Below are 17,905 nucleotides of genomic sequence, written 5' to 3' on the forward strand. Positions count from 1 at the left end.
ACTTGTGACGCTTGTGAATGTACACTATTCGGCGTCTACCACAACAGTCCGGGAAAAGCCGTCCGTAACGTTGGACGGCGTGTCTGCCTGGCCGTGCCACTCTCAGGTAGCTGGTGGGCCCGCTGCCGTGGCACGCTTATGGTGTGAGTGAACTTGAAAAACTGATTGCCGACTGGCTGCCGCTTCCGGATGTCAGTGAACGGCTGCACCTGCCGATCAATAAGGTGCACAGCCTGCTGGATGAGCGCGCCCTCCTGGCAGTGCGCGTGGGTGAGCGCAATATTCGCAGCGTTCCCGCGGAGTTCATCGTTGAAGGCAAGGTGCTGGACAGCCTAAAGGGAACTATTGCCGTGCTGTCGGATTCCGGCTATGGCGATGAGGAGATCCTGCGCTGGCTTTTCACCAGCGACGAGTCCCTGCCGGGACGTCCAGTGGATGCACTGAGGGAAGGCCGGAAAACCGAGATCCGCCGGCGCGCCCAGGCCCTGGCCTGGTAACGCCTGCGGATGCCCTGCCGCCGGTCAGGCGGTTCGCTTGATCGCGGCCTGGGCCAGCTGGTCGAGCGCGGCGCGGGAGAGGCCGTCGACAGTCAGGCGGTCGAGTGCCTCATAGGCGGCCGCGGAGCGTTCAGTGATCAGGTCTTCCGTCGCCTGCAGTGCTCCCGACTCGACGATGATGTTCCTGATGCGCCCGACGAGTGCGTCCGTCAGAGCCGGCTGCCCGAGGTGTTCGGTGATCAGCCTGGCCTCGGCCGGGGCTGCGAGGTTGAGCGCCTGGGCGATCAGGATGGTCCGCTTGCCCTCGCGCAGGTCGTCGCCGGCAGGCTTGCCGGTGATAGCCGGATCGCCGAAAACACCGAGCACATCGTCGCGTAACTGGAAGGCCTCGCCCAGGGGGAGGGCGAAGTCCGAATAGGCATCGATCAGGTCGGCAGGTGCACCGGCAAGCGCCCCGCCGAGCATGAGCGGATGCTCGGTGGAATATTTGGCGGACTTATAGCGCAGGATGTTCATTGCCCGGTCGACCGCCGACCCAGGTGCCTGGCCCGGTCCGGCCACTTCCTCCAGGATGTCCAGGTACTGGCCGGCCATGACCTCGGTGCGCATGCGGTTGAAGATGGCCCGTGCCGTTGTCCCGTGGGCAGTCCGCGGTCCGACGGCGGCGAACACCTCTTCGCTGAAGGATAGGCACATGTCGCCGGCCAGGATTGCCGCACCTTCACCAAAACGGTCGCCGTCCAGGTGCCAGCCCATGCTGCCATGGGTGTTGCTGAAGCGCCGGTGTACGCTCGGGGCGCCCCGCCGTGTGTCCGACCTGTCGATGATGTCATCGTGGATGAGGGCGGCCGCCTGGAATAGTTCCAGTGCGACGCCGGCGCGCACCACCGCAGTGTCGGTCCTGCCGCCGCCGGCACCGCGCCAACCCCAGTAGCAGAGCAGAGCCCGGAGCCGCTTGCCGCCCCGGGTCAGGTCGCGCAGTGCGTCCACCAGGGGGAGGGTGTCCGCCGAGACGCCGGCCAGAATGGCCCGCTGCGCCTCCAGGAATGATGCCAGTTCCGCGGTGAGGGCCTCCGTGTAAGTTGTCTGTTCACCCGCGACCGATGGCAGGAGCGTCCGGGACGTTTCCGAGTTCATGTGCACCCTTTGTTTCGGTGATTTGCTCCCTACCAGTCTAGGTTGCCGCCGCAGGGGTGCCGCCCGCGCAGAGAGTGGGGATGGAACTGTCAGCCCCGGTGCCTACCATGTAGGAGTGAACCACGATGCAGACTGCACGATCCTGCATGTTGATATGGATGCTTTCTTTGTCTCTGTCGAACTGCTCGACCATCCGGAGCTCAAGGGCAGGCCGGTTATTGTCGGAGGACAGGCCGGCCGGTCAGTGGTCCTCTCGGCCTCGTATGAGGCGCGCCGGTACGGCGTCCGTTCTGCGATGCCCGTGGGAGCCGCGCGGCGGCTGTGTCCCCAAGCGGTTTTCCTGGAGCCGGAGCACGGCAAGTACTATGCGATGTCAAAGCGGGTCATGGCGGTGTTCGATGCCATTACTCCGCTGGTTGAACCGCTGAGCGTTGATGAAGCCTTCCTGGATGTCGCTGGTGCGCTCCGGCGGCTGGGGCCGCCGCGCCGGATCGGAGAGCTGATCCGGAATCGGGTGGCCGCGGAACTGGGGATCACCGCCAGCGTCGGCATCGCTTCAACCAAATTTGTGGCCAAGATCGCCTCCACGCGGGCCAAACCGGACGGACTCCTGCTGATACCGGCGGAGGAAACCGTGGACTTCCTGCACGGGCTGCCGGTCGAAGCCCTTTGGGGCGTCGGCGCCAGAACGCGGGAAGTACTGTCCCGGGTCGGTATCTCCACGGTTGCGGACCTGGCACAGACTCCGGTGTCCGTCCTGCGCCGGCTGCTGGGAGCCACGGGAGTGCACGTGCATGACCTGGCCTGGGGCCGGGATCCGCGGCCCGTCACCCCGGTTCGGCAGGAGAAGAGCATTGGGGCCGAGGAAACCTTCGCGCAGGACACGGCTGAGGATGGCGTCCTGCACCGGGAGCTGCTTCGGCTGGCGCACCGCACCGCTGCCCGGCTTCGGGCTGGCGGCCTCCAGTGCCGCGCCGTATCCCTGAAGCTCCGGTATGCGGATTTTTCCACCATCACCCGGACCAGGACCTTGGCTGAACCCGTTGACAGTGCGCAGCTGATGTACGGGGCGGCAGTGGCGCTGCTGGCGGCCGTGGGGGACCGGCCGATGCCAGTGCGCCTGATCGGGCTGCGGGCCGAGCAGCTCCAGGAAGCTGCCGGTACGGCACAGCAGCTGTCCCTGGACCGCCGCCAGGACAACTGGCGCCTCGCAGAGGAGGCCCTGGACCGGGTCAATACCAGGTTCGGAGCCCATGGAGTGCAGCCTGCTGCGCTGCTCAGGCCGGGGACCCCGAAGGCGGAGAGGAAACCCGAAAAACCCGCGTGAATACAGGGATCTCGCGGCGCCGTCACGAAGCTCTCCGACTTTCAGTTACGTGCGATGCCAACTATCCTTAGATAAAGGGAACCGCCAGCGATATGCTGGCGGAACTAATGGGAATTCACGTCCGTTCTCGGTAATAAGAGGCATTCCGGAACGGACCAGCAAGGAGGCAGTGATGGCACTCTCGGAACATGAGCAGAGATTGCTGGAACAGCTGGAGCAGCAGCTGCACGCCGACGATCCCAAATTCGCCAACTCACTCGGGACAGCGGCTGGACGTTCCCTTTCCACCCGCCACATCGTCCTTGGTGCGCTGACAGCAGTCGTCGGCATTCTCGTCCTGCTCATCGGTGTCAGCGCCCAGATCATCCCCGTCGGGGTGCTCGGCTTCATCATCATGGGCGCCGGAGTGTACTGGGCCACTACCAGGCGGAACGGCGGCAGGATGCCGGCCGGCGGTTCCGGCCGCGGAAAGTCCCATTCGCCGCGCAGCAGCTTCATGTCGAACCTCGAAGACAAGTGGGAAGAACGCAAGCGCGATCAGCAGTAGGTTCCCCGGGCGTCCTCCACTTTCCTCCCCGCCGGGCTCTCCGTCTGGGCAAAAGACCCACCGTGTGTGGGTCTTTTGATATTTAAGGGCTGCCAGAGGCCGCTTTTTCCTCCACTTCCCACCACCAGAGTTCCCGCCGCGGATTCCCGGGATATTTTCCGTGTCCGGGGCGCGCCACGCGGTTCGGCGTTTGCTGTTCGTGGAGGGTTGTGGAGTAAAGTGGAGGCATTAGGAGGGTAGTGGCGCAGGGGGTGGTCAGTTTCCCCGGATCAGACGGGCGGTGGCTTTGTTTCTCGGAACATATTCGCCGCGCCTGGATGAAAAGGGGCGGTTGATTCTTCCAGCCAAGTTCCGCGACGAACTGGCCGATGGGCTGGTTCTGACCCGGGGTCAGGAGCGCTGTATCTACGTCTTCAGCCAGAAGGAATTCGAAAAGGTCCACGAGCAGATGCGGGCAGCGCCTATCTCCTCGCGTCAGGCACGGGACTATATTCGCGTCTTTCTGTCGGGAGCCTCCGATGAAATCCCGGATAAGCAGGGCCGGGTCACCATACCGTCCAACCTGCGGACGTATGCGGGACTCGACCGGGAGCTTGCCGTGATCGGCGCAGGCACGCGGGCTGAAATCTGGGATGCCGAAGCATGGAACACCTACCTGGCAGAGAAAGAGAACGCGTTCTCGGAAACTGACGAAGATGCACTACCTGGAATTTTCTGACTGATCCCTCAGGGCACAGTCGCTCACAGTACGACGGCGGATTCTTGAATGAGATCTCCAGCCGCCCCACCGGAGAACTTCCTGACTCACCTTCCCCGGAGTCAGGCCGGCACCGGTCAGGCGCGGATGGGGATCTGGTCCAAGAATCCGCCGCTTAATGCGGAATTCAACCACGACGGCGGCGAAAGGACGAGGCGGATGGGTGAGCAGCGCCCCACCGAGGAGCGGCACATCCCCGTACTGCGCGACCGCTGCATCAACCTCCTGGCTCCGGCGGTCGAAGCCGCCGCCAGCCGCCGCGGCCGTGCCGTCGTCGTCGATGCCACGCTGGGCATGGGAGGCCACTCGGAGGCACTGCTGCAGCGCTTTGAGCAGCTTCACCTGATCGGCATCGACCGTGACGAACAAGCGCTGGCCCTTGCCGGGGAACGGCTGAAGGCCTACGCGGACCGCACCGACCTGGTCCATGCCGTCTATGACGAGATCGCGGAGGTCGTCGAGGACCTCGGCTTCGACGGTATAGACGGCGCGCTCTTCGACCTCGGCGTCTCGTCGCTGCAGCTGGATGAAAGGGGACGGGGATTCGCCTATTCCTATGACGCCCCGCTGGACATGCGGATGGACACCAGCAAAGGCAGGACTGCGGCGGACGTCGTCAACACCTACCCTGAGCAGGACCTGCTGCGCATCATTCGCCGCTGGGGCGAGGAAAAATTCGCCGGCCGGATCGCCGCGAGCATCGTTGCCACGCGGACTCTGCGGCCGTTCGCCACGACCGGAGAGCTGGTCGACGCCATCCGCAAGGTCGTCCCTGCGGCCGCGGCACGCACGGGCGGCCATCCGGCAAAACGGACCTTCCAGGCCCTGCGCATCGAGGTGAATGAGGAACTCGACGTACTGGAGCGGGCCATCCCGGCAGCGGTAGATGCGCTCCGGCTCGGCGGCCGCATCGTCGTGCTTTCCTACCACTCCCTGGAAGACAAGATCGTCAAGAACGTGTTTGCCACCGGATCAAGATCGTCCGCTCCGCTGGGTTTCCCAGTGGAGCTTGAAGAGCACAAACCCCATCTGAAGACCCTGACGCGGGGAACCGAAGTACCCACCGAGCAGGAAATCCAGGAAAACCCCCGGGCCGCCTCGGCCAAACTGCGAGCAGTAGAGCGAATCAAGGATAGGAAGACAGCATGAGCACCAAGCCGCACCCCAACGCTGAGCCGACCATGCATGCCTTTGACGGCAATGCCGTCCGCATCCTGGAGAGCACTTCGCCGCGGACAGCCGACTCCCAGCGCCGGCGGACGCCGCTGTCGCTGGTGCCGGACGGACCGGTGCGGCGCCGTGCTCCCTTTGTCGTCTTCTGCTTCGCAGTCTTGGTCGCGGCACTGGCAACCGTGCTGGTGCTGAACATCTCGGTATCGACGGGCCAGTACGAACTGGTCAAGCTGCGCAATGAGCAGGTCAGCCTCGCTCAGGAGAACCAAAGCCTGACACAGCAGGTCGAAAACGAGCTGGCTCCACAGAATTTGTCCGCGAAGGCGGCAGAATTGGGAATGGTGGCGTCGTCATCATTTGGTTCAATCGATCTGGAGACCCTGGCGGTGACCGGTGAGCCGGAAGCGGCCCAGGAGGGCGGCGATCCGGACGCATTGGTTCCGGCACCGGCGGTTGCCGCTCCGGCTTCCGGCGGCGCCGAAAATCCGGCCCGGGAGGATCCGGCAGCCGAGGCGCCGGCCCAGGAAGCACGAGTCCAGGACGCGCCGGTCCAGCGGACTCCGCTCCAGCGGACTCCGCTCCAGCGGGCTCCGGCAGCCGAGGCTGAACTGGATCCGGCCGAACTTAATGGCGGAACCATTCCAGCCCCCATGCAGCAGCGCGGGGAGCAGAACGGATAGCAGAACGGACAGTAGGGATACTGTCCACCAACGACAGTGACGAGGACCCGTGGTGGACACAGCAGAGGCCGAAGGCAGGGATAATCAGCGGGCAGTGCTCGGCATCAAGCGGCTGCGGGCCGGACTGGCGATCGTGCTGGTGCTGCTGGTCGTGCTGGGCGGCCGGTTGTTCCATATACAGGGGCTCGACCCCGCGGGCATGGCGCAGGCAGCGGTCAACAAGCGGCTGGTGAATGTCACGGTACCGCCGCTGCGCGGCGACATCCTGGACGCCAACGGCAATGTGCTGGCCCGCAGCGTCCAGCGTTTCGACGTGGTCGTCGACCAAAGGCTCTCCCAGGGCATCGAGGAATATACCCGCCGCGACCCCGAAACCGGCGACATTGTCAAGGTTTCCATGGACCAGGGCCTGGCGGAGCTGGCCGAGGTGCTGGGCCAAACGCCCGAAGAAACCGAAGCGGCCGTCCTGGGCGACAAGCCCTTCAACTTCGTGGCCAAATCCGTCACCCCGGAGCTGAAGGACAAGGCACTGGAGATCAAAGTCCCGGGCGTCTACGCGGACGAAACGACGCTGCGCACCTACCCGTCGGGGGCAGTGGCCGGATCCATAGTGGGCTTCCTCGGCTCGGACAATGAGCCGCTGGAAGGTCTGGAGCTGGTCCAGAACGAGCATCTGAAAGGTACACCGGGAACCAAGACCTTTGAGATCGGCGGGGACGGGGCCCGCATTCCTTACGCCACGAATGAGGAAACGCCTGCCGTCAACGGGCAGTCCGTCCGGTTGACCATCGACCAGGACCTGCAGTGGTTCGCCCAGCAGACCATCGCCGAAAAGGTGGAGGAAACCGGCGCCGAATGGGGCAACATCGTCGTCGTCGAAGCGAAGACCGGACGCATCGCGGCGATGGCCGAATCCACGACGCCGGATCCCAACAATCCCGGTGCCACCCCGGCCGAATTCCGCAAGCCGCTGTCCGTTACTACGTCCTACGAGCCCGGCTCGTCGACGAAGATGATCACGATGGCCGCCGCCATCGAGGAGGGCATCATCGAGCCGACGACGCGGATCGAGGTGCCGCCGACCTACACCGTGGACGGCCAGACCTTCAGCGATGCCTTCAGCCACGGCACCGAGCAGCGGTCGGCGGCCGGCATCTTCGCCAGGTCGATGAACACGGGCACCGTCATGATCGGCCAGCAGCTGACCCCGCAGCAGCGCTATGACTGGCTGCGGAAGTTCGGCATCGGCGAGAAAACAGAGATCGGGCTCAACGGCGAGACGGCAGGCATCCTGGCACCGCCGGACCAGTGGGACATCCGCCAGCAGTACACGGTCCTTTTCGGCCAGGGCCTGGCCCAGACATCGCTGCACACGGCCATGGCCTACCAGGTGATCGCCAACAACGGCATCCGGCTGAAGCCGCAGCTGATCGATTCGTACATCGATCCGGATGGCACGGAGCATCCGGTGGAGCAGTCTGAGGGCATCGAAGTGGTGTCGGAGGACACCGCCAGGAAGGTCCAGGGCCTGCTGGAGACAACTGTGGCCGAAGGCTCCGGTAAGTACGGTGCCCTCACGGACTACCGCGTCGGCGCCAAGACCAGCACGGCGGAGGCACCGGGTCCGAACGGGGGCTTCGATGGGTTTACTATTCAATTTGCCGGCGCGGCGCCGATGGATGATCCACAGTACGTGGTCGTCGTAACGCTCCAGCGCCCGCCGAACGCCCTGCAGACCCTGGCCCATGCCGACGCGTTCAAAGCGGTCATGGAGCACGCCCTGCGCAGCAAGAACGTCAAGCCGTCCACCGGGGAGCCTGTTGTGTACCCCGTTATGTACTAAGTCCTGGAGCAAGCAGTTGTCATCACCTCAGGAACGGTCTGTCCGTTCTGCATCAGCCATGCGGCCGGAGCATGTTGCCCCCGTGACCCTGGAAGCCGTGGCGGCTTTCGCCGCTGCGCAGGGGCTGCCGTCTGTGGCGCTGGCGGACGGAACGGACGACGGCGCGTGGCAGCTTGCAGTCACCGGGCTGGCTGTCGATTCACGCAGCATCGAGCCCGGCGATCTCTATGTGGCGCTGCCCGGCGCCCAGCGCCATGGGGCGCAGTTCACCGCGCAGGCTGCCGCCAACGGCGCCGCCGCCGTGCTCACTGACCCGGAAGGCCTGGAACTGCTGGCAGGCCAGGGCGGGGGACTGCCCGTGCTGCGGGCCGGGAACCTCCGCGCGCTGGTGGGCCCGCTGGCTGCCGAAGTCTTCCAGAGCCGGCCGGCCGACGGTTCCGCGCCGACACTGTTCGGCGTGACCGGAACCAACGGCAAAACGACGACCACTTACTTCATCAATTCCCTGCTGCGCGCCCTGGGCAAGTCCACGGGGCTGATCGGAACCATCGAGATCAATGCGGGCGGCGAACCGATTCCGAGTGTGCTGACCACCCCGGAATCACCCCAGGTGCACGGACTGCTGGCGCTGATGCGGGAACGGGGCCTCGATGCGGCGGCCATGGAGGTCTCGTCCCATGCCATTTCCTACCGCCGGGTCGACGGCGTCCGCTTCGACGTCGCCGGGTTCACCAACCTGACCCAGGACCATTTGGACCTGCACGGCACGATGGAGGACTACTTCGCCGCCAAGGCCGCCCTCTTCCAGCCGGACCGCGCCCGCACGGCCGTGATCGCCGTCGATGATGAGTGGGGCCGGAAAATGGCCGCTGCCGCCGGCGTCGACACCCTGACAGTACGGACCGTGGCAGCCCGCGCTTCCGTAACCGGCTCCGCCGAGCCGGACTGGACCGTCGAGGACGTTGTCCGGGAAGGCTTGGGCCACAGCTTCCGGCTGCAGTGCCGGGATGGCAGGTCGCTGGCCGTGCGGACCGGACTGCCGGGCACCTTCAACGTTTCCAACGCCGCCGTGGCCACGCTCATGGTGCTGGCCGGGGGTACGCCTCTGGCGGTGCTCCAGCGGGCACTGGCGGAACACGACCCGTTCACCGTGGAAGTGCCCGGCAGGATGCAGCTGATCTGCGAAGCGCCGGCCGGGATCGTCGATTTTGCCCACAACCCGGACGCGCTGCAGCGCACCCTTGAGTCGGTGCGGCAGGACACACCCGGCTCCAGGGTCATCGCCGTCTTCGGCGCCACCGGACAGCGGGACCAGACCAAGCGCCCGGTGATGGGCGCCATCGCGGCGCGGCTGGCCGACGTCGTCATCATCACCGACGACGACCCGCACGACGAGGACGATGCCGCCATCCGCGCCGATGTCCTCCGGGGCGCACTGCAGGCGCGGGACGCGGGCCAGCCGGACTGCGAGGTGCTGGAAATTTTTCCCCGGGCAGCGGCCATCGAACGCGCCGCGGCCATGGCGCGGCCCGCCGATACGATCCTGGTCGCCGGCCGCGGCCACGAAGTGTGGCAGGAGGTCAAGGGGGTCAACCTGGCACTCGACGACAGGGTTGAGCTGCGCGAGGCACTAATTCGCCATGGATTCTCCGTGGTTACCGACAAAGCGATAGAGTCCTAGATCGACATGATTGAACTAAGCGCAGCAGAGATTGCTGAAATCACCGGCGGCCGCCTCATTGGCGAGGCCGCCGGCTCCCCGTCCGTGACCGTGGCGTCCGCCACTACCGACTCGCGGGAAATCCAACCCGGCGGGCTGTTCATTGCCAAGCCCGGCGAGCAGTCGGACGGGCATCACTACGTCGCGAAGGCTTTCGAGGCCGGGGCCGTACTTGCGCTTGTGGAGCGCGAGGTCACGGACCGCAACGGCCGGGTCTTTGCAGGCATCCAGGTGCCGGACGCAGTGCTGGCCATGGGCGAACTGGCAGCGGAAATCGTCCGCCGGCTGCGCGCTGAAGGCGAGTTGACCGTCGTCGGCATCACCGGCTCCGCCGGCAAGACGACCACCAAGGATCTGCTGGCAGGTATCCTGGCCCGCCATGGAAGAACCGTGGCACCGATCGGTTCCTACAACGGCGAGGTGGGCGTGCCGCTGACGATCTTCCGCGCGGACCGCGGTACCCGCTACCTGGTCGTGGAAATGGGAGCCACAGGCATCGGGCACATCGACTACCTGGCCCGGATGGTCCAGCCCGACGTCGGCGTGGTGCTCGGCGTCGGAACGGCGCATGCCGGCGAATTCGGCGGCGTGGAGAATATTGCCCAGGCCAAGGGCGAACTGGTGGAGGCGCTGGCCGCCGGAGGTACGGCAGTACTGAACGCGGACGATCCGCGCGTGCTGGCGATGGCCGCACGCACCCAAGCGACCCGGCTCTATTTCACCGCTGCGCCCGACTTCGAGCTGCCAGGCGGGGCGCCGCCGAGGCGCGCCGACAGCATCCTCCGGGCAGCCAATCTGTCCACTTCCGCAGAGGGGCATCCCGGGTTCGAGCTGGTCCTGCCGGACGGTTCCACCCATCGTGTCGACTCCGGACTCATCGGCGGCCACCATGTGGCCAACCTGCTGGCAGCCTCCGCCGCTGCCTACGCGGCAGGGATACCTGGCGCGGACATTGCTGCTGCGCTGACCGGACAGGGCCCCGTCAGCCGCTGGCGGATGGAGCGCACCGAGCGCGCCGACGGTGTCACCGTCATCAACGATGCCTACAACGCCAATCCGGAGTCGATGCGGGCCGCCCTGCGCACACTGGCCGAACTGGGCCGGGACCAGGACCGCCGCACCTGGGCCGTCCTGGGGGAAATGCTGGAACTGGGCGAGGATTCGGTCCTGGAGCACGATGCGCTGGGCAGGATCGCCGTGCGCCTGAATATTTCCCGGCTGGTGGTGGTCGGCGCCGGCGCCAAAGCAATGCACAACGCTGCCGTGCTGGAAGGCTCCTGGGGCAACGAATCGGTCTACGTGGACGACGCCGACGCTGCCGCCGCGCTGCTCGAGGAGCAGCTGCAGCCCGGGGATCTGGTCCTGTTCAAGTCATCCAACGGCGCCGGTCTCCGCTTCCTGGGGGACCGTATTGCCCGGCGCGCCGACGGAGGGGCACAGCTGTGATCGCATTGCTTATCGGTTCGGCCATGGCCTTGGTGTTGGCGCTGGTCGGCACCCCGCTGTTCATCCGGCTGCTGGTGAAGAAGGGCTACGGCCAGTTCATCCGCGATGACGGTCCGACGGCGCACCACACCAAACGCGGCACGCCCACCATGGGCGGGGCGGTGATCCTGGCATCCGTCGTGGCCGCCTATGGCCTGACCCACTTGCTGGTCTGGCTGATGAATCCGGACTCGCCGGGACCGTCAATATCCGGGCTGCTGTTGCTGTTCCTGGCGGTCGGGATGGGCCTGGTGGGCTTCCTCGACGACTTCATCAAGATTTCCAAGCAGCGCAGCCTGGGCCTGAACGCCAAGGCGAAGATCATCCTGCAGACCGCCGTGGGTGTCGTCTTCGCGATCCTGGCCCTGAACTTCCCGAACGAGGCGGGGCGGACGCCCGGGTCCACCGCCATTTCGTTCGTCCGGGACACTCCGCTGGACCTGGCCGTGGCCGGGACCGTGGCCGGGGCCATCCTCTTCATTATCTGGTCCAACCTGATCGTCACTGCCGCGACCAACGGCGTGAACCTGACGGATGGCCTGGACGGACTGGCCGCGGGTGCTGCGGTTATGGTGTTCGGCGCCTATATGCTGATCGGGATCTGGCAGGCGAACCAGACCTGCGGACTGCCGAACCTCGACAGCGCTGTCTGCTACGAAACCCGTGATCCGATGGACCTCGCGCTGCTCGCCGGCGCCCTGTCCGGTGCCCTGATCGGCTTCCTGTGGTGGAACACCTCACCGGCCAAGATTTTCATGGGGGACACCGGTTCGCTCGCCATCGGCGGCGCCATCGCCGGATTCGCGATCCTCTCACGCACCCAGCTGCTGCTGGTGATCCTGGCCGGACTGTTCGTGCTGATCACGCTCTCGGTCATCATCCAGGTCGGCTACTTCAAGCTGTCCGGCGGCAAACGCGTCTTCAAGATGGCGCCGCTGCAGCACCACTTCGAACTCAAGGGCTGGGCGGAAGTTACCGTGGTGGTACGCTTCTGGATCATCGCTGGGCTGTGCGTCGCCGTCGGCGTCGGCCTGTTCTACGGGGACTGGGTGATCGGGCAATGAACGAAGCGGATTCACGGCTGGCCGGACTGACTACGTGGGATTCCGACTGGGCCGGGCTGCGCGTGGTCGTGGCCGGAATCGGAGCCTCCGGTTTTTCGGCTGCGGACACACTGATCGAACTCGGTGCCAGGGTCGTCATCGTTGATGCCAAGGACAGCGACGAAAACCTGGCCAAGGCGGACACCCTGAAGATCGTGGGCGCCGCCGCCGTGCTGCTGGGCGGCGAGGCGGCCCGGAGGCTGCCCCCGGTGGACGGTGCCCCGCCCGAACTGGTGGTGACCTCACCTGGCTGGAACCCGGACCAGCCGCTGCTGGCCGCGGCAGCAGAAGCAGGCATTCCCATTTGGGGCGACGTGGAACTGGCCTGGCGGGTCCGGCAGCGCCAGGGCCGCCGGACGGCGGAGTGGCTGACCATCACGGGCACCAACGGCAAGACAACCACCGTGGGCATGGCCGAATCCATGCTGCGCGCAGCGGGACTGCGGGCCATCGCCGCGGGCAATATCGGCACTCCCATCCTTGACGCGATCCGCGATCCGCTGGGCTATGACGTGATCGCGGTGGAGCTGTCCAGTTTCCAGCTGCACTGGTCCGAGTCCCTGTCACCGCTGGCCAGTGTCTGCCTCAATGTCGCCCAGGACCATGTGGACTGGCACGGTTCCTATGATGCTTACCTGGCGGACAAGGCCAAGGTCTATGCCAATACCCGGGTCGCGTGCGTCTACAACGTTGACGACCCGGAAACCGAGCACATGGTGGAGGAAGCCGACGTCGTCGAGGGCTGCCGGGCCATCGGCTTCACCACCGGCATGCCTGCCATCAGCATGCTCGGAACCGTGGAGAACCTGCTGGTGGACCGGGCCTACATCGAACAGCGCCGGGATTCAGCGGCTGAGCTCGCCTCGCTGGCGGACCTGGGCGAGACGGCACCGCGCCATATGGTGGCCAATGCCCTGGCTGCGGCCGCGCTGGTGCGCGCCTACGGCGTCGAGCCGGCAGCGGTGCGCGAGGGGCTGCGGAGCTACCTTCCCGGCGACCACCGCATCCAGCTCGTCGCCAAGGCCGGCGGCGTCCGGTGGATCAACGACTCCAAGGCCACGAATCCCCACGCGGCCAATGCCTCGCTGCAGGCTTTCCCCTCAGTCGTCTGGATCGCGGGTGGCCTGTCGAAGGGCGTGGCGTACGACGAGCTGGTGAGCCGCAACGCCAAACAGCTCAAGGCCGTGGTGCTGATCGGTACCGACAACGCCTCGCTGTTGGAGGCGCTGGAGCGACACGCACCGGATGTTCCCGTGATCGAGGCAGCCGCGGGAGACACTGAAAAGGTGCAGGCAGCCGCCGATGGTCCGCTGTCACCGCTGGACGGGGACAGGATCATGGCGCTGGCAGTGGCCGCGGCAGCTCGGATCGCCGGAACCGGCGACACGGTGCTGATGGCCCCGGCGGCAGCTTCCATGGATCAGTTCTCTTCCTACGCCCACCGCGGGGAAGCCTTTGTCGAAGCGGTCCGCCGGCTTGTGGAAGGGCAGGAGCAGACCGCCAAGGAGATTTAATGGTGACCACGCCCTCCCGTCATCGGGTGTCCGTGCCGGAGTCGTCCGGCAAGCGCGGCCGGGCAGCCAAGGCCACGGGTGCCGGGGCCTTCCTGCTGCGTTTGTGGCGCCTGTTCGAAGGATCCGGCAGGAAGGACAGCGGCTCCAGCTACTACATGATCCTCGGATCGGCTTTGGCCCTGACTGCCATCGGCCTGATGATGGTTCTTTCTTCATCATCGGTGGAAGCCATCGCCGACGGCACGTCGTCCTTCTCGCTCTTCCTGAGGCAGGGCATGTGGGCCGTCGGCGGGCTGGTGGCCATGTTCGTCCTGTCCCGGTTCAGTCTGCGGATGTACCAGCGGCTCGCATGGCCTGCCTTGGGTGTGGCCATCGTGCTGCTGTTCCTGGTGCTGCTCATCGGCCAGGAGATCAACGGCAACAAGAACTGGATCCAGATCGGCGGCTTCAGCATGCAGCCGTCGGAACCGGCCAAACTGGCACTGGCGCTCTGGTGCGCAGCCGTGCTGTCCCGCAAGGCGACGCTGCTGGGGAACTGGAGGCACGCCGTCGTCCCGGTCCTTCCCCTGGGCGGGCTGGTGATCGGGATGGTCCTGCTGGGCCGGGACCTTGGCACGGCGATGATCCTGATGCTGATCCTCGCCGCGGCTCTCTTCTTTGCCGGTGCCCCTATTCGCCTGCTGCTGCTGGGCGGCGGCGCGGCGGCTGTCGTCGCCGCGGGCATGTCCCTCCTGAGCGACAACCGGTCCAGCCGCATCAGCGCCTGGCTGGGCACCGACTGCGGCGCCGGGCTCTGCGACCAGGCCAACGCCGGCTTGTTCGCCCTGGCCTCCGGCGGCTGGCTGGGCGTGGGGCTGGGGCAGAGCCGGCAGAAATGGAACTGGATCCCGGAAGCCCACAACGACTTCATTTTCACGATCATCGGCGAAGAACTCGGACTGGTGGGGACCCTGGTCGTGGTGGCCCTCTTCGGGCTCTTCGCCGTGGCCGTGATGCGGATGACCCTGCGTCAGGAAGATGGCTTCGTGCGGATTCTCTCCGCCGCCCTGCTGGTCTGGATCATCGGCCAGGCCTTCATCAACATCGGCATGGTCACCGGCCTGCTGCCGGTCATCGGCGTGCCGCTGCCGTTCATCTCCTACGGCGGATCCGCGCTGACCTTCACGCTGGCCGCAGTCGGAGTCCTGCTTGCCTTCGCCCGCCCCCGGGAAGCCGGCACTGCCGCGAAGCCGGGCCGCTTTCGGAAGTACCTGTCCCAGCGTCAGTCCAGCCCTGCCAGAGAAAGTGAAACAGCCGCTCCATGACCGAGACCTCCGTGTCCGTTGTCCTTGCCGGTGGTGGCACAGCCGGGCACATCAGCCCGCTGCTGGCCATCGCCGACGCCATCAGAGACCGGCAGCCCGCCGCATCGGTCCTCGCCGTCGGAACCGCCAGCGGCATGGAGACCCGGCTGGTTCCTGCCGCCGGCTATGAGCTGGTCACCATCGACCGTGTGCCGCTGCCGCGCAAGCCTTCCGCCGACCTGTTCAAGCTGCCGTTCCGGTTCGCCAGGGCCGTGCGGCAGGCCGGTGACATCCTGGACAGCGCCCGGGCCGCCGTCGTCGTGGGGGTCGGCGGTTATGTCTGCACCCCCATGTACATCGCCGCCTGGCGGCGGAAGCTGCCGCTGGTGATCCATGAGGCCAATGCCCGGCCGGGCCTGGCCAACCGGGTGGGTGCGCGGCTGACCCGCTTCGTGGCGGTCGCCTTCCAGGGGACCAAGCTGCCGCACGCCCGCTGGGTCGGCATGCCCATGCGTCCGGCCATCGCGCAGCTGGACCGGACAGCGCACCGGGCGGACGCCCGCAAGAAGCTTGGGCTGGAGCCGGACCTGCCGACGCTGATCGTCACCGGCGGGTCGTCAGGGGCGGCCAGCATCAACCGCACCATTGCAGCGGCCCTGCCGGAGCTGTCCGCCGCCGGGGTCCAGGTCCTGCACATCACCGGACGGGGCAAGCAGCTGCTGGACGACGCCGGCCGGCCGGCCGCGGCGGCCAGATACCGCCAGGTGGAATACGTGGACGCGATGGAGGATGTCTACGCGGCCGCCGACCTGCTGCTGGCCCGGTCCGGAGCGGCCACCGTCTGCGAGGTCAGCGCCGTCGGGCTGCCCGCCGTCCTGGTTCCGCTGCCGCACGGCAACGGGGAACAGGCGCTCAATGCCGCCGGGCTGGTGGACGCCGGGGGAGCTGTACTGGTGGCGGACGAGGACTTTAGCGCAGAATGGGTCCGCAGTCATTTGTTGCCGCTGCTGCAGGATACGGACCGGCTTGCGGCGATGAGCGCCGCCGGCACGCGCCTCGGGATCCGGGATGCGGACCGGCGGATGGCACAGCTGGTATTCGAGGCCGCCGAACAGGAACGGGGACAGCAATGACGGACACCGGACGGGGCAGGCCTGCCCTGGCGGATCTTGGCCGGATCCATTTCATCGGCCTGGGCGGCGCCGGCATGTCCGCGGTCGCCCGCATTATGCTCGCGCGGGGTCTGGCCGTCAGCGGGTCGGATGCCAAGGATTCGCCCGGACTGCGCGCCCTCGAAGAGCTGGGCGCCAGGATTTTCGTCGGCCATGATGCCGGGCACGTCAGCGGAGCGGACACCGTCGTGGTCTCAACGGCAATCCGCGCCGACAATCCCGAACTGGCCGCCGCACGCGCGGCCGGCATGCGCATCATCCACCGTTCGGTGGCGCTGGCCGCCGCCATGGGGGACCAGCAGCTGGTGGCAGTGGCGGGCACCCACGGCAAGACCACGACGACGGCGATGGTCACCGTGATGCTGCAGGCCGCCGGGGCGGATCCGTCCTTTGCCATCGGCGGGGACGTCGCTGCCTTGGGCGTCAATGCGGCGCTGGGTACCGGCGGAGTGTTCGTCGCCGAGGCCGATGAATCGGACGGCTCCTTCCTGAACTATTCGCCTCAGATCATCGTGGTCACGAACGTCGAAGCGGACCACCTGGACCACTACGGATCAGCCGAGGCTGTCCATGCCTCCTTCGACCGGTTCGTCGCACTGCTGCCGGCCGAAGGCGTGCTCATCGCCTGTGCGGACGATCCCGGAGCAGCCGCGCTGGTGGCCCGGGCCGGCGGGCGGCAGCGCGTGCGTACCTATGGCTATGCGGACACGGCGGATCTGCGGATTTCGCAGACGCAGGAGGCCGAGGGCGCCAGCCTCAGTCGGCTGTTGTTCACGCTCGACGGGGAACCAGCCGAGCAGGAGCTGCCCTTGGCGGTGCCCGGCCGGCACAATGTGCTCAATGCGGCCGCGGCCTTTGCAGTGGCCCTGGAACTTGCCGTGGACCCGGCCCGGGCAGCGGCAGGCCTGGCAGCCTTCTCCGGAGCGGCACGTCGCTTCGAGTTCCGGGGCGAAGGCGCCGGCGTGCGTGTTTTCGACGATTACGCCCACCATCCCACGGAGGTATTCGCGGCGCTGCGTGCCGCCCGCTCGGTGGCTGGCGGCCACAACGTGCATGTGCTCTTCCAGCCCCACCTGTTTTCCCGGACCCGGCAGTTCGCCCAGGAATTCGCGGCTGCCCTTGAGGTGGCGGACTCGGCCACCGTCCTGGATATCTATCCGGCGCGGGAAGACCCGATTCCGGGAGTGACCAGCGAAATGATCACGTCCCGGCTGGAACGCCCCGGCGGCTACGAAGCGGAGCCCGCGGAGGCGCTGGAGCAGATCGTCCGCCGGGCCAGGAACGGAGACATCATCATGACCGTCGGGGCGGGCGACGTTACCCAGTACGGTCCGATGCTGGTGGATCTGCTGCGGCAGAAGCAAGCCGGCTCCGCCCTGACGCCAGGAGTGGGCGATGGCGCCTAGCAGGCCCCGAAAGCCTTCGGTTCCCTCTGTGGCGCCCGGGCAGGCATCCGCGCGGCAGAAGGCGCGGGGCGTTCCTGCGGACCTGTCACGGACAGCGACCGCCGATGAGGAGATCAGCGCGACCGTGCGCGCGCCGGAATCGGACCACGGTCCGGTTACCAGGCCAGGCAGCCGGCCACAGGAAGATGCGGTCATCTCAGCGACCAGGGCACTCCCCGACGGGACGGCCGTGCCGGATGCGCCGGGCCCGGACGGCGATGC

Annotated in this window: 15 protein-coding genes; 14 read left to right on the forward strand and 1 reads right to left on the reverse strand. The window is 66.7% G+C overall.

The window, feature by feature from the left end; genetic code table 11:
• Positions 1–143 precede the first annotated feature (143 nt).
• Complete coding sequence (locus AC5RWU_RS03625) at positions 144–497, forward strand: Rv2175c family DNA-binding protein (RefSeq protein ID WP_494029410.1); 354 nt, start codon at positions 144–146, stop codon at positions 495–497.
• A 24-nt stretch (positions 498–521) separates the two neighbouring features.
• On the opposite strand, the gene AC5RWU_RS03630 is transcribed toward AC5RWU_RS03625, so the two are convergent.
• Positions 522–1,634 carry a polyprenyl synthetase family protein gene (locus AC5RWU_RS03630; RefSeq protein ID WP_494029409.1) on the reverse strand — a complete coding sequence of 371 codons (1,113 nt, stop codon included), beginning with the start codon at positions 1,632–1,634 and terminating at the stop codon, positions 522–524.
• A 115-nt stretch (positions 1,635–1,749) separates the two neighbouring features.
• On the opposite strand from AC5RWU_RS03630, the gene dinB reads away from it, so the two are divergent.
• The 13 genes from dinB to murC all read left to right on the forward strand — a co-directional run bounded on the left by dinB (position 1,750) and on the right by murC (position 17,644).
• Positions 1,750–2,961, forward strand: a complete 1,212-nt coding sequence (gene dinB / locus AC5RWU_RS03635; protein ID WP_494029408.1) for a DNA polymerase IV — start codon at positions 1,750–1,752, stop codon at positions 2,959–2,961.
• A gap of 172 nt (positions 2,962–3,133) precedes the next feature.
• The gene (locus AC5RWU_RS03640; protein ID WP_494029407.1) at positions 3,134–3,508 is read left to right on the forward strand and encodes an SCO2097 family morphological protein; all 375 of its coding nucleotides are present in this window, start codon (positions 3,134–3,136) and stop codon (positions 3,506–3,508) included.
• Positions 3,509–3,794: 286 nt separating this feature from the next.
• A complete protein-coding gene (mraZ, locus tag AC5RWU_RS03645) occupies positions 3,795–4,226 on the forward strand; it encodes a division/cell wall cluster transcriptional repressor MraZ (RefSeq protein WP_494029457.1) in 432 nt (143 codons plus the stop codon).
• A 198-nt stretch (positions 4,227–4,424) separates the two neighbouring features.
• Positions 4,425–5,414, forward strand: coding sequence for a 16S rRNA (cytosine(1402)-N(4))-methyltransferase RsmH (rsmH, locus tag AC5RWU_RS03650; RefSeq protein ID WP_494029406.1), 990 nt, complete (start codon positions 4,425–4,427; stop codon positions 5,412–5,414).
• Positions 5,411–6,118 carry a cell division protein FtsL gene (gene ftsL, locus AC5RWU_RS03655; protein ID WP_494029405.1) on the forward strand — a complete coding sequence of 236 codons (708 nt, stop codon included), beginning with the start codon at positions 5,411–5,413 and terminating at the stop codon, positions 6,116–6,118. Before rsmH ends, ftsL begins: the two co-directional genes overlap by 4 nt.
• 52 nt (positions 6,119–6,170) lie before the next feature.
• Positions 6,171–7,961, forward strand: coding sequence for a peptidoglycan D,D-transpeptidase FtsI family protein (locus AC5RWU_RS03660; RefSeq protein WP_494029404.1), 1,791 nt, complete (start codon positions 6,171–6,173; stop codon positions 7,959–7,961).
• Between the two features lie 58 nt (positions 7,962–8,019).
• Positions 8,020–9,642, forward strand: a complete 1,623-nt coding sequence (locus AC5RWU_RS03665; RefSeq protein ID WP_494029403.1) for a UDP-N-acetylmuramoyl-L-alanyl-D-glutamate--2,6-diaminopimelate ligase — start codon at positions 8,020–8,022, stop codon at positions 9,640–9,642.
• Between the two features lie 6 nt (positions 9,643–9,648).
• Entirely contained in the window at positions 9,649–11,127 is a 1,479-nt protein-coding gene (locus AC5RWU_RS03670) for a UDP-N-acetylmuramoyl-tripeptide--D-alanyl-D-alanine ligase (protein WP_494029402.1), read from the forward strand.
• Positions 11,124–12,230, forward strand: coding sequence for a phospho-N-acetylmuramoyl-pentapeptide-transferase (gene mraY / locus AC5RWU_RS03675; protein ID WP_494029401.1), 1,107 nt, complete (start codon positions 11,124–11,126; stop codon positions 12,228–12,230). The genes AC5RWU_RS03670 and mraY overlap by 4 nt, the downstream gene beginning before the upstream one ends.
• Positions 12,227–13,783, forward strand: coding sequence for a UDP-N-acetylmuramoyl-L-alanine--D-glutamate ligase (gene murD, locus AC5RWU_RS03680; protein WP_494029400.1), 1,557 nt, complete (start codon positions 12,227–12,229; stop codon positions 13,781–13,783). The genes mraY and murD overlap by 4 nt, the downstream gene beginning before the upstream one ends.
• A complete protein-coding gene (ftsW, locus tag AC5RWU_RS03685; RefSeq protein ID WP_494029399.1) occupies positions 13,783–15,087 on the forward strand; it encodes a putative lipid II flippase FtsW in 1,305 nt (434 codons plus the stop codon). Before murD ends, ftsW begins: the two co-directional genes overlap by 1 nt.
• The gene (murG, locus tag AC5RWU_RS03690) at positions 15,084–16,199 is read left to right on the forward strand and encodes an undecaprenyldiphospho-muramoylpentapeptide beta-N-acetylglucosaminyltransferase (RefSeq protein ID WP_494029398.1); all 1,116 of its coding nucleotides are present in this window, start codon (positions 15,084–15,086) and stop codon (positions 16,197–16,199) included. The genes ftsW and murG overlap by 4 nt, the downstream gene beginning before the upstream one ends.
• Positions 16,196–17,644 (forward strand): UDP-N-acetylmuramate--L-alanine ligase, encoded by a 1,449-nt coding sequence (gene murC, locus AC5RWU_RS03695; RefSeq protein ID WP_494029397.1) that lies wholly within the window; start codon positions 16,196–16,198, stop codon positions 17,642–17,644. The genes murG and murC overlap by 4 nt, the downstream gene beginning before the upstream one ends.
• The last annotated feature ends 261 nt before the right edge of the window (positions 17,645–17,905 follow it).

The sequence above is a fragment of the Arthrobacter sp. B0427-1-12 genome, assembly GCF_059092905.1.

Bases quoted from the DNA above. Each gene is read 5' to 3' on its own strand.
- AC5RWU_RS03630 (WP_494029409.1), bottom strand. From the start codon at position 1,634: ATGAACTCGGAAACGTCCCGGACGCTCCTGCCATCGGTCGCGGGTGAA.
- AC5RWU_RS03640 (WP_494029407.1), top strand. From the start codon at position 3,134: ATGGCACTCTCGGAACATGAGCAGAGATTGCTGGAACAGCTGGAGCAG.
- rsmH (WP_494029406.1), top strand. From the start codon at position 4,425: ATGGGTGAGCAGCGCCCCACCGAGGAGCGGCACATCCCCGTACTGCGC.
- ftsL (WP_494029405.1), top strand. From the start codon at position 5,411: ATGAGCACCAAGCCGCACCCCAACGCTGAGCCGACCATGCATGCCTTT.
- AC5RWU_RS03665 (WP_494029403.1), top strand. From the start codon at position 8,020: ATGCGGCCGGAGCATGTTGCCCCCGTGACCCTGGAAGCCGTGGCGGCT.
- AC5RWU_RS03670 (WP_494029402.1), top strand. From the start codon at position 9,649: ATGATTGAACTAAGCGCAGCAGAGATTGCTGAAATCACCGGCGGCCGC.
- murD (WP_494029400.1), top strand. From the start codon at position 12,227: ATGAACGAAGCGGATTCACGGCTGGCCGGACTGACTACGTGGGATTCC.
- ftsW (WP_494029399.1), top strand. From the start codon at position 13,783: ATGGTGACCACGCCCTCCCGTCATCGGGTGTCCGTGCCGGAGTCGTCC.
- murG (WP_494029398.1), top strand. From the start codon at position 15,084: ATGACCGAGACCTCCGTGTCCGTTGTCCTTGCCGGTGGTGGCACAGCC.
- murC (WP_494029397.1), top strand. From the start codon at position 16,196: ATGACGGACACCGGACGGGGCAGGCCTGCCCTGGCGGATCTTGGCCGG.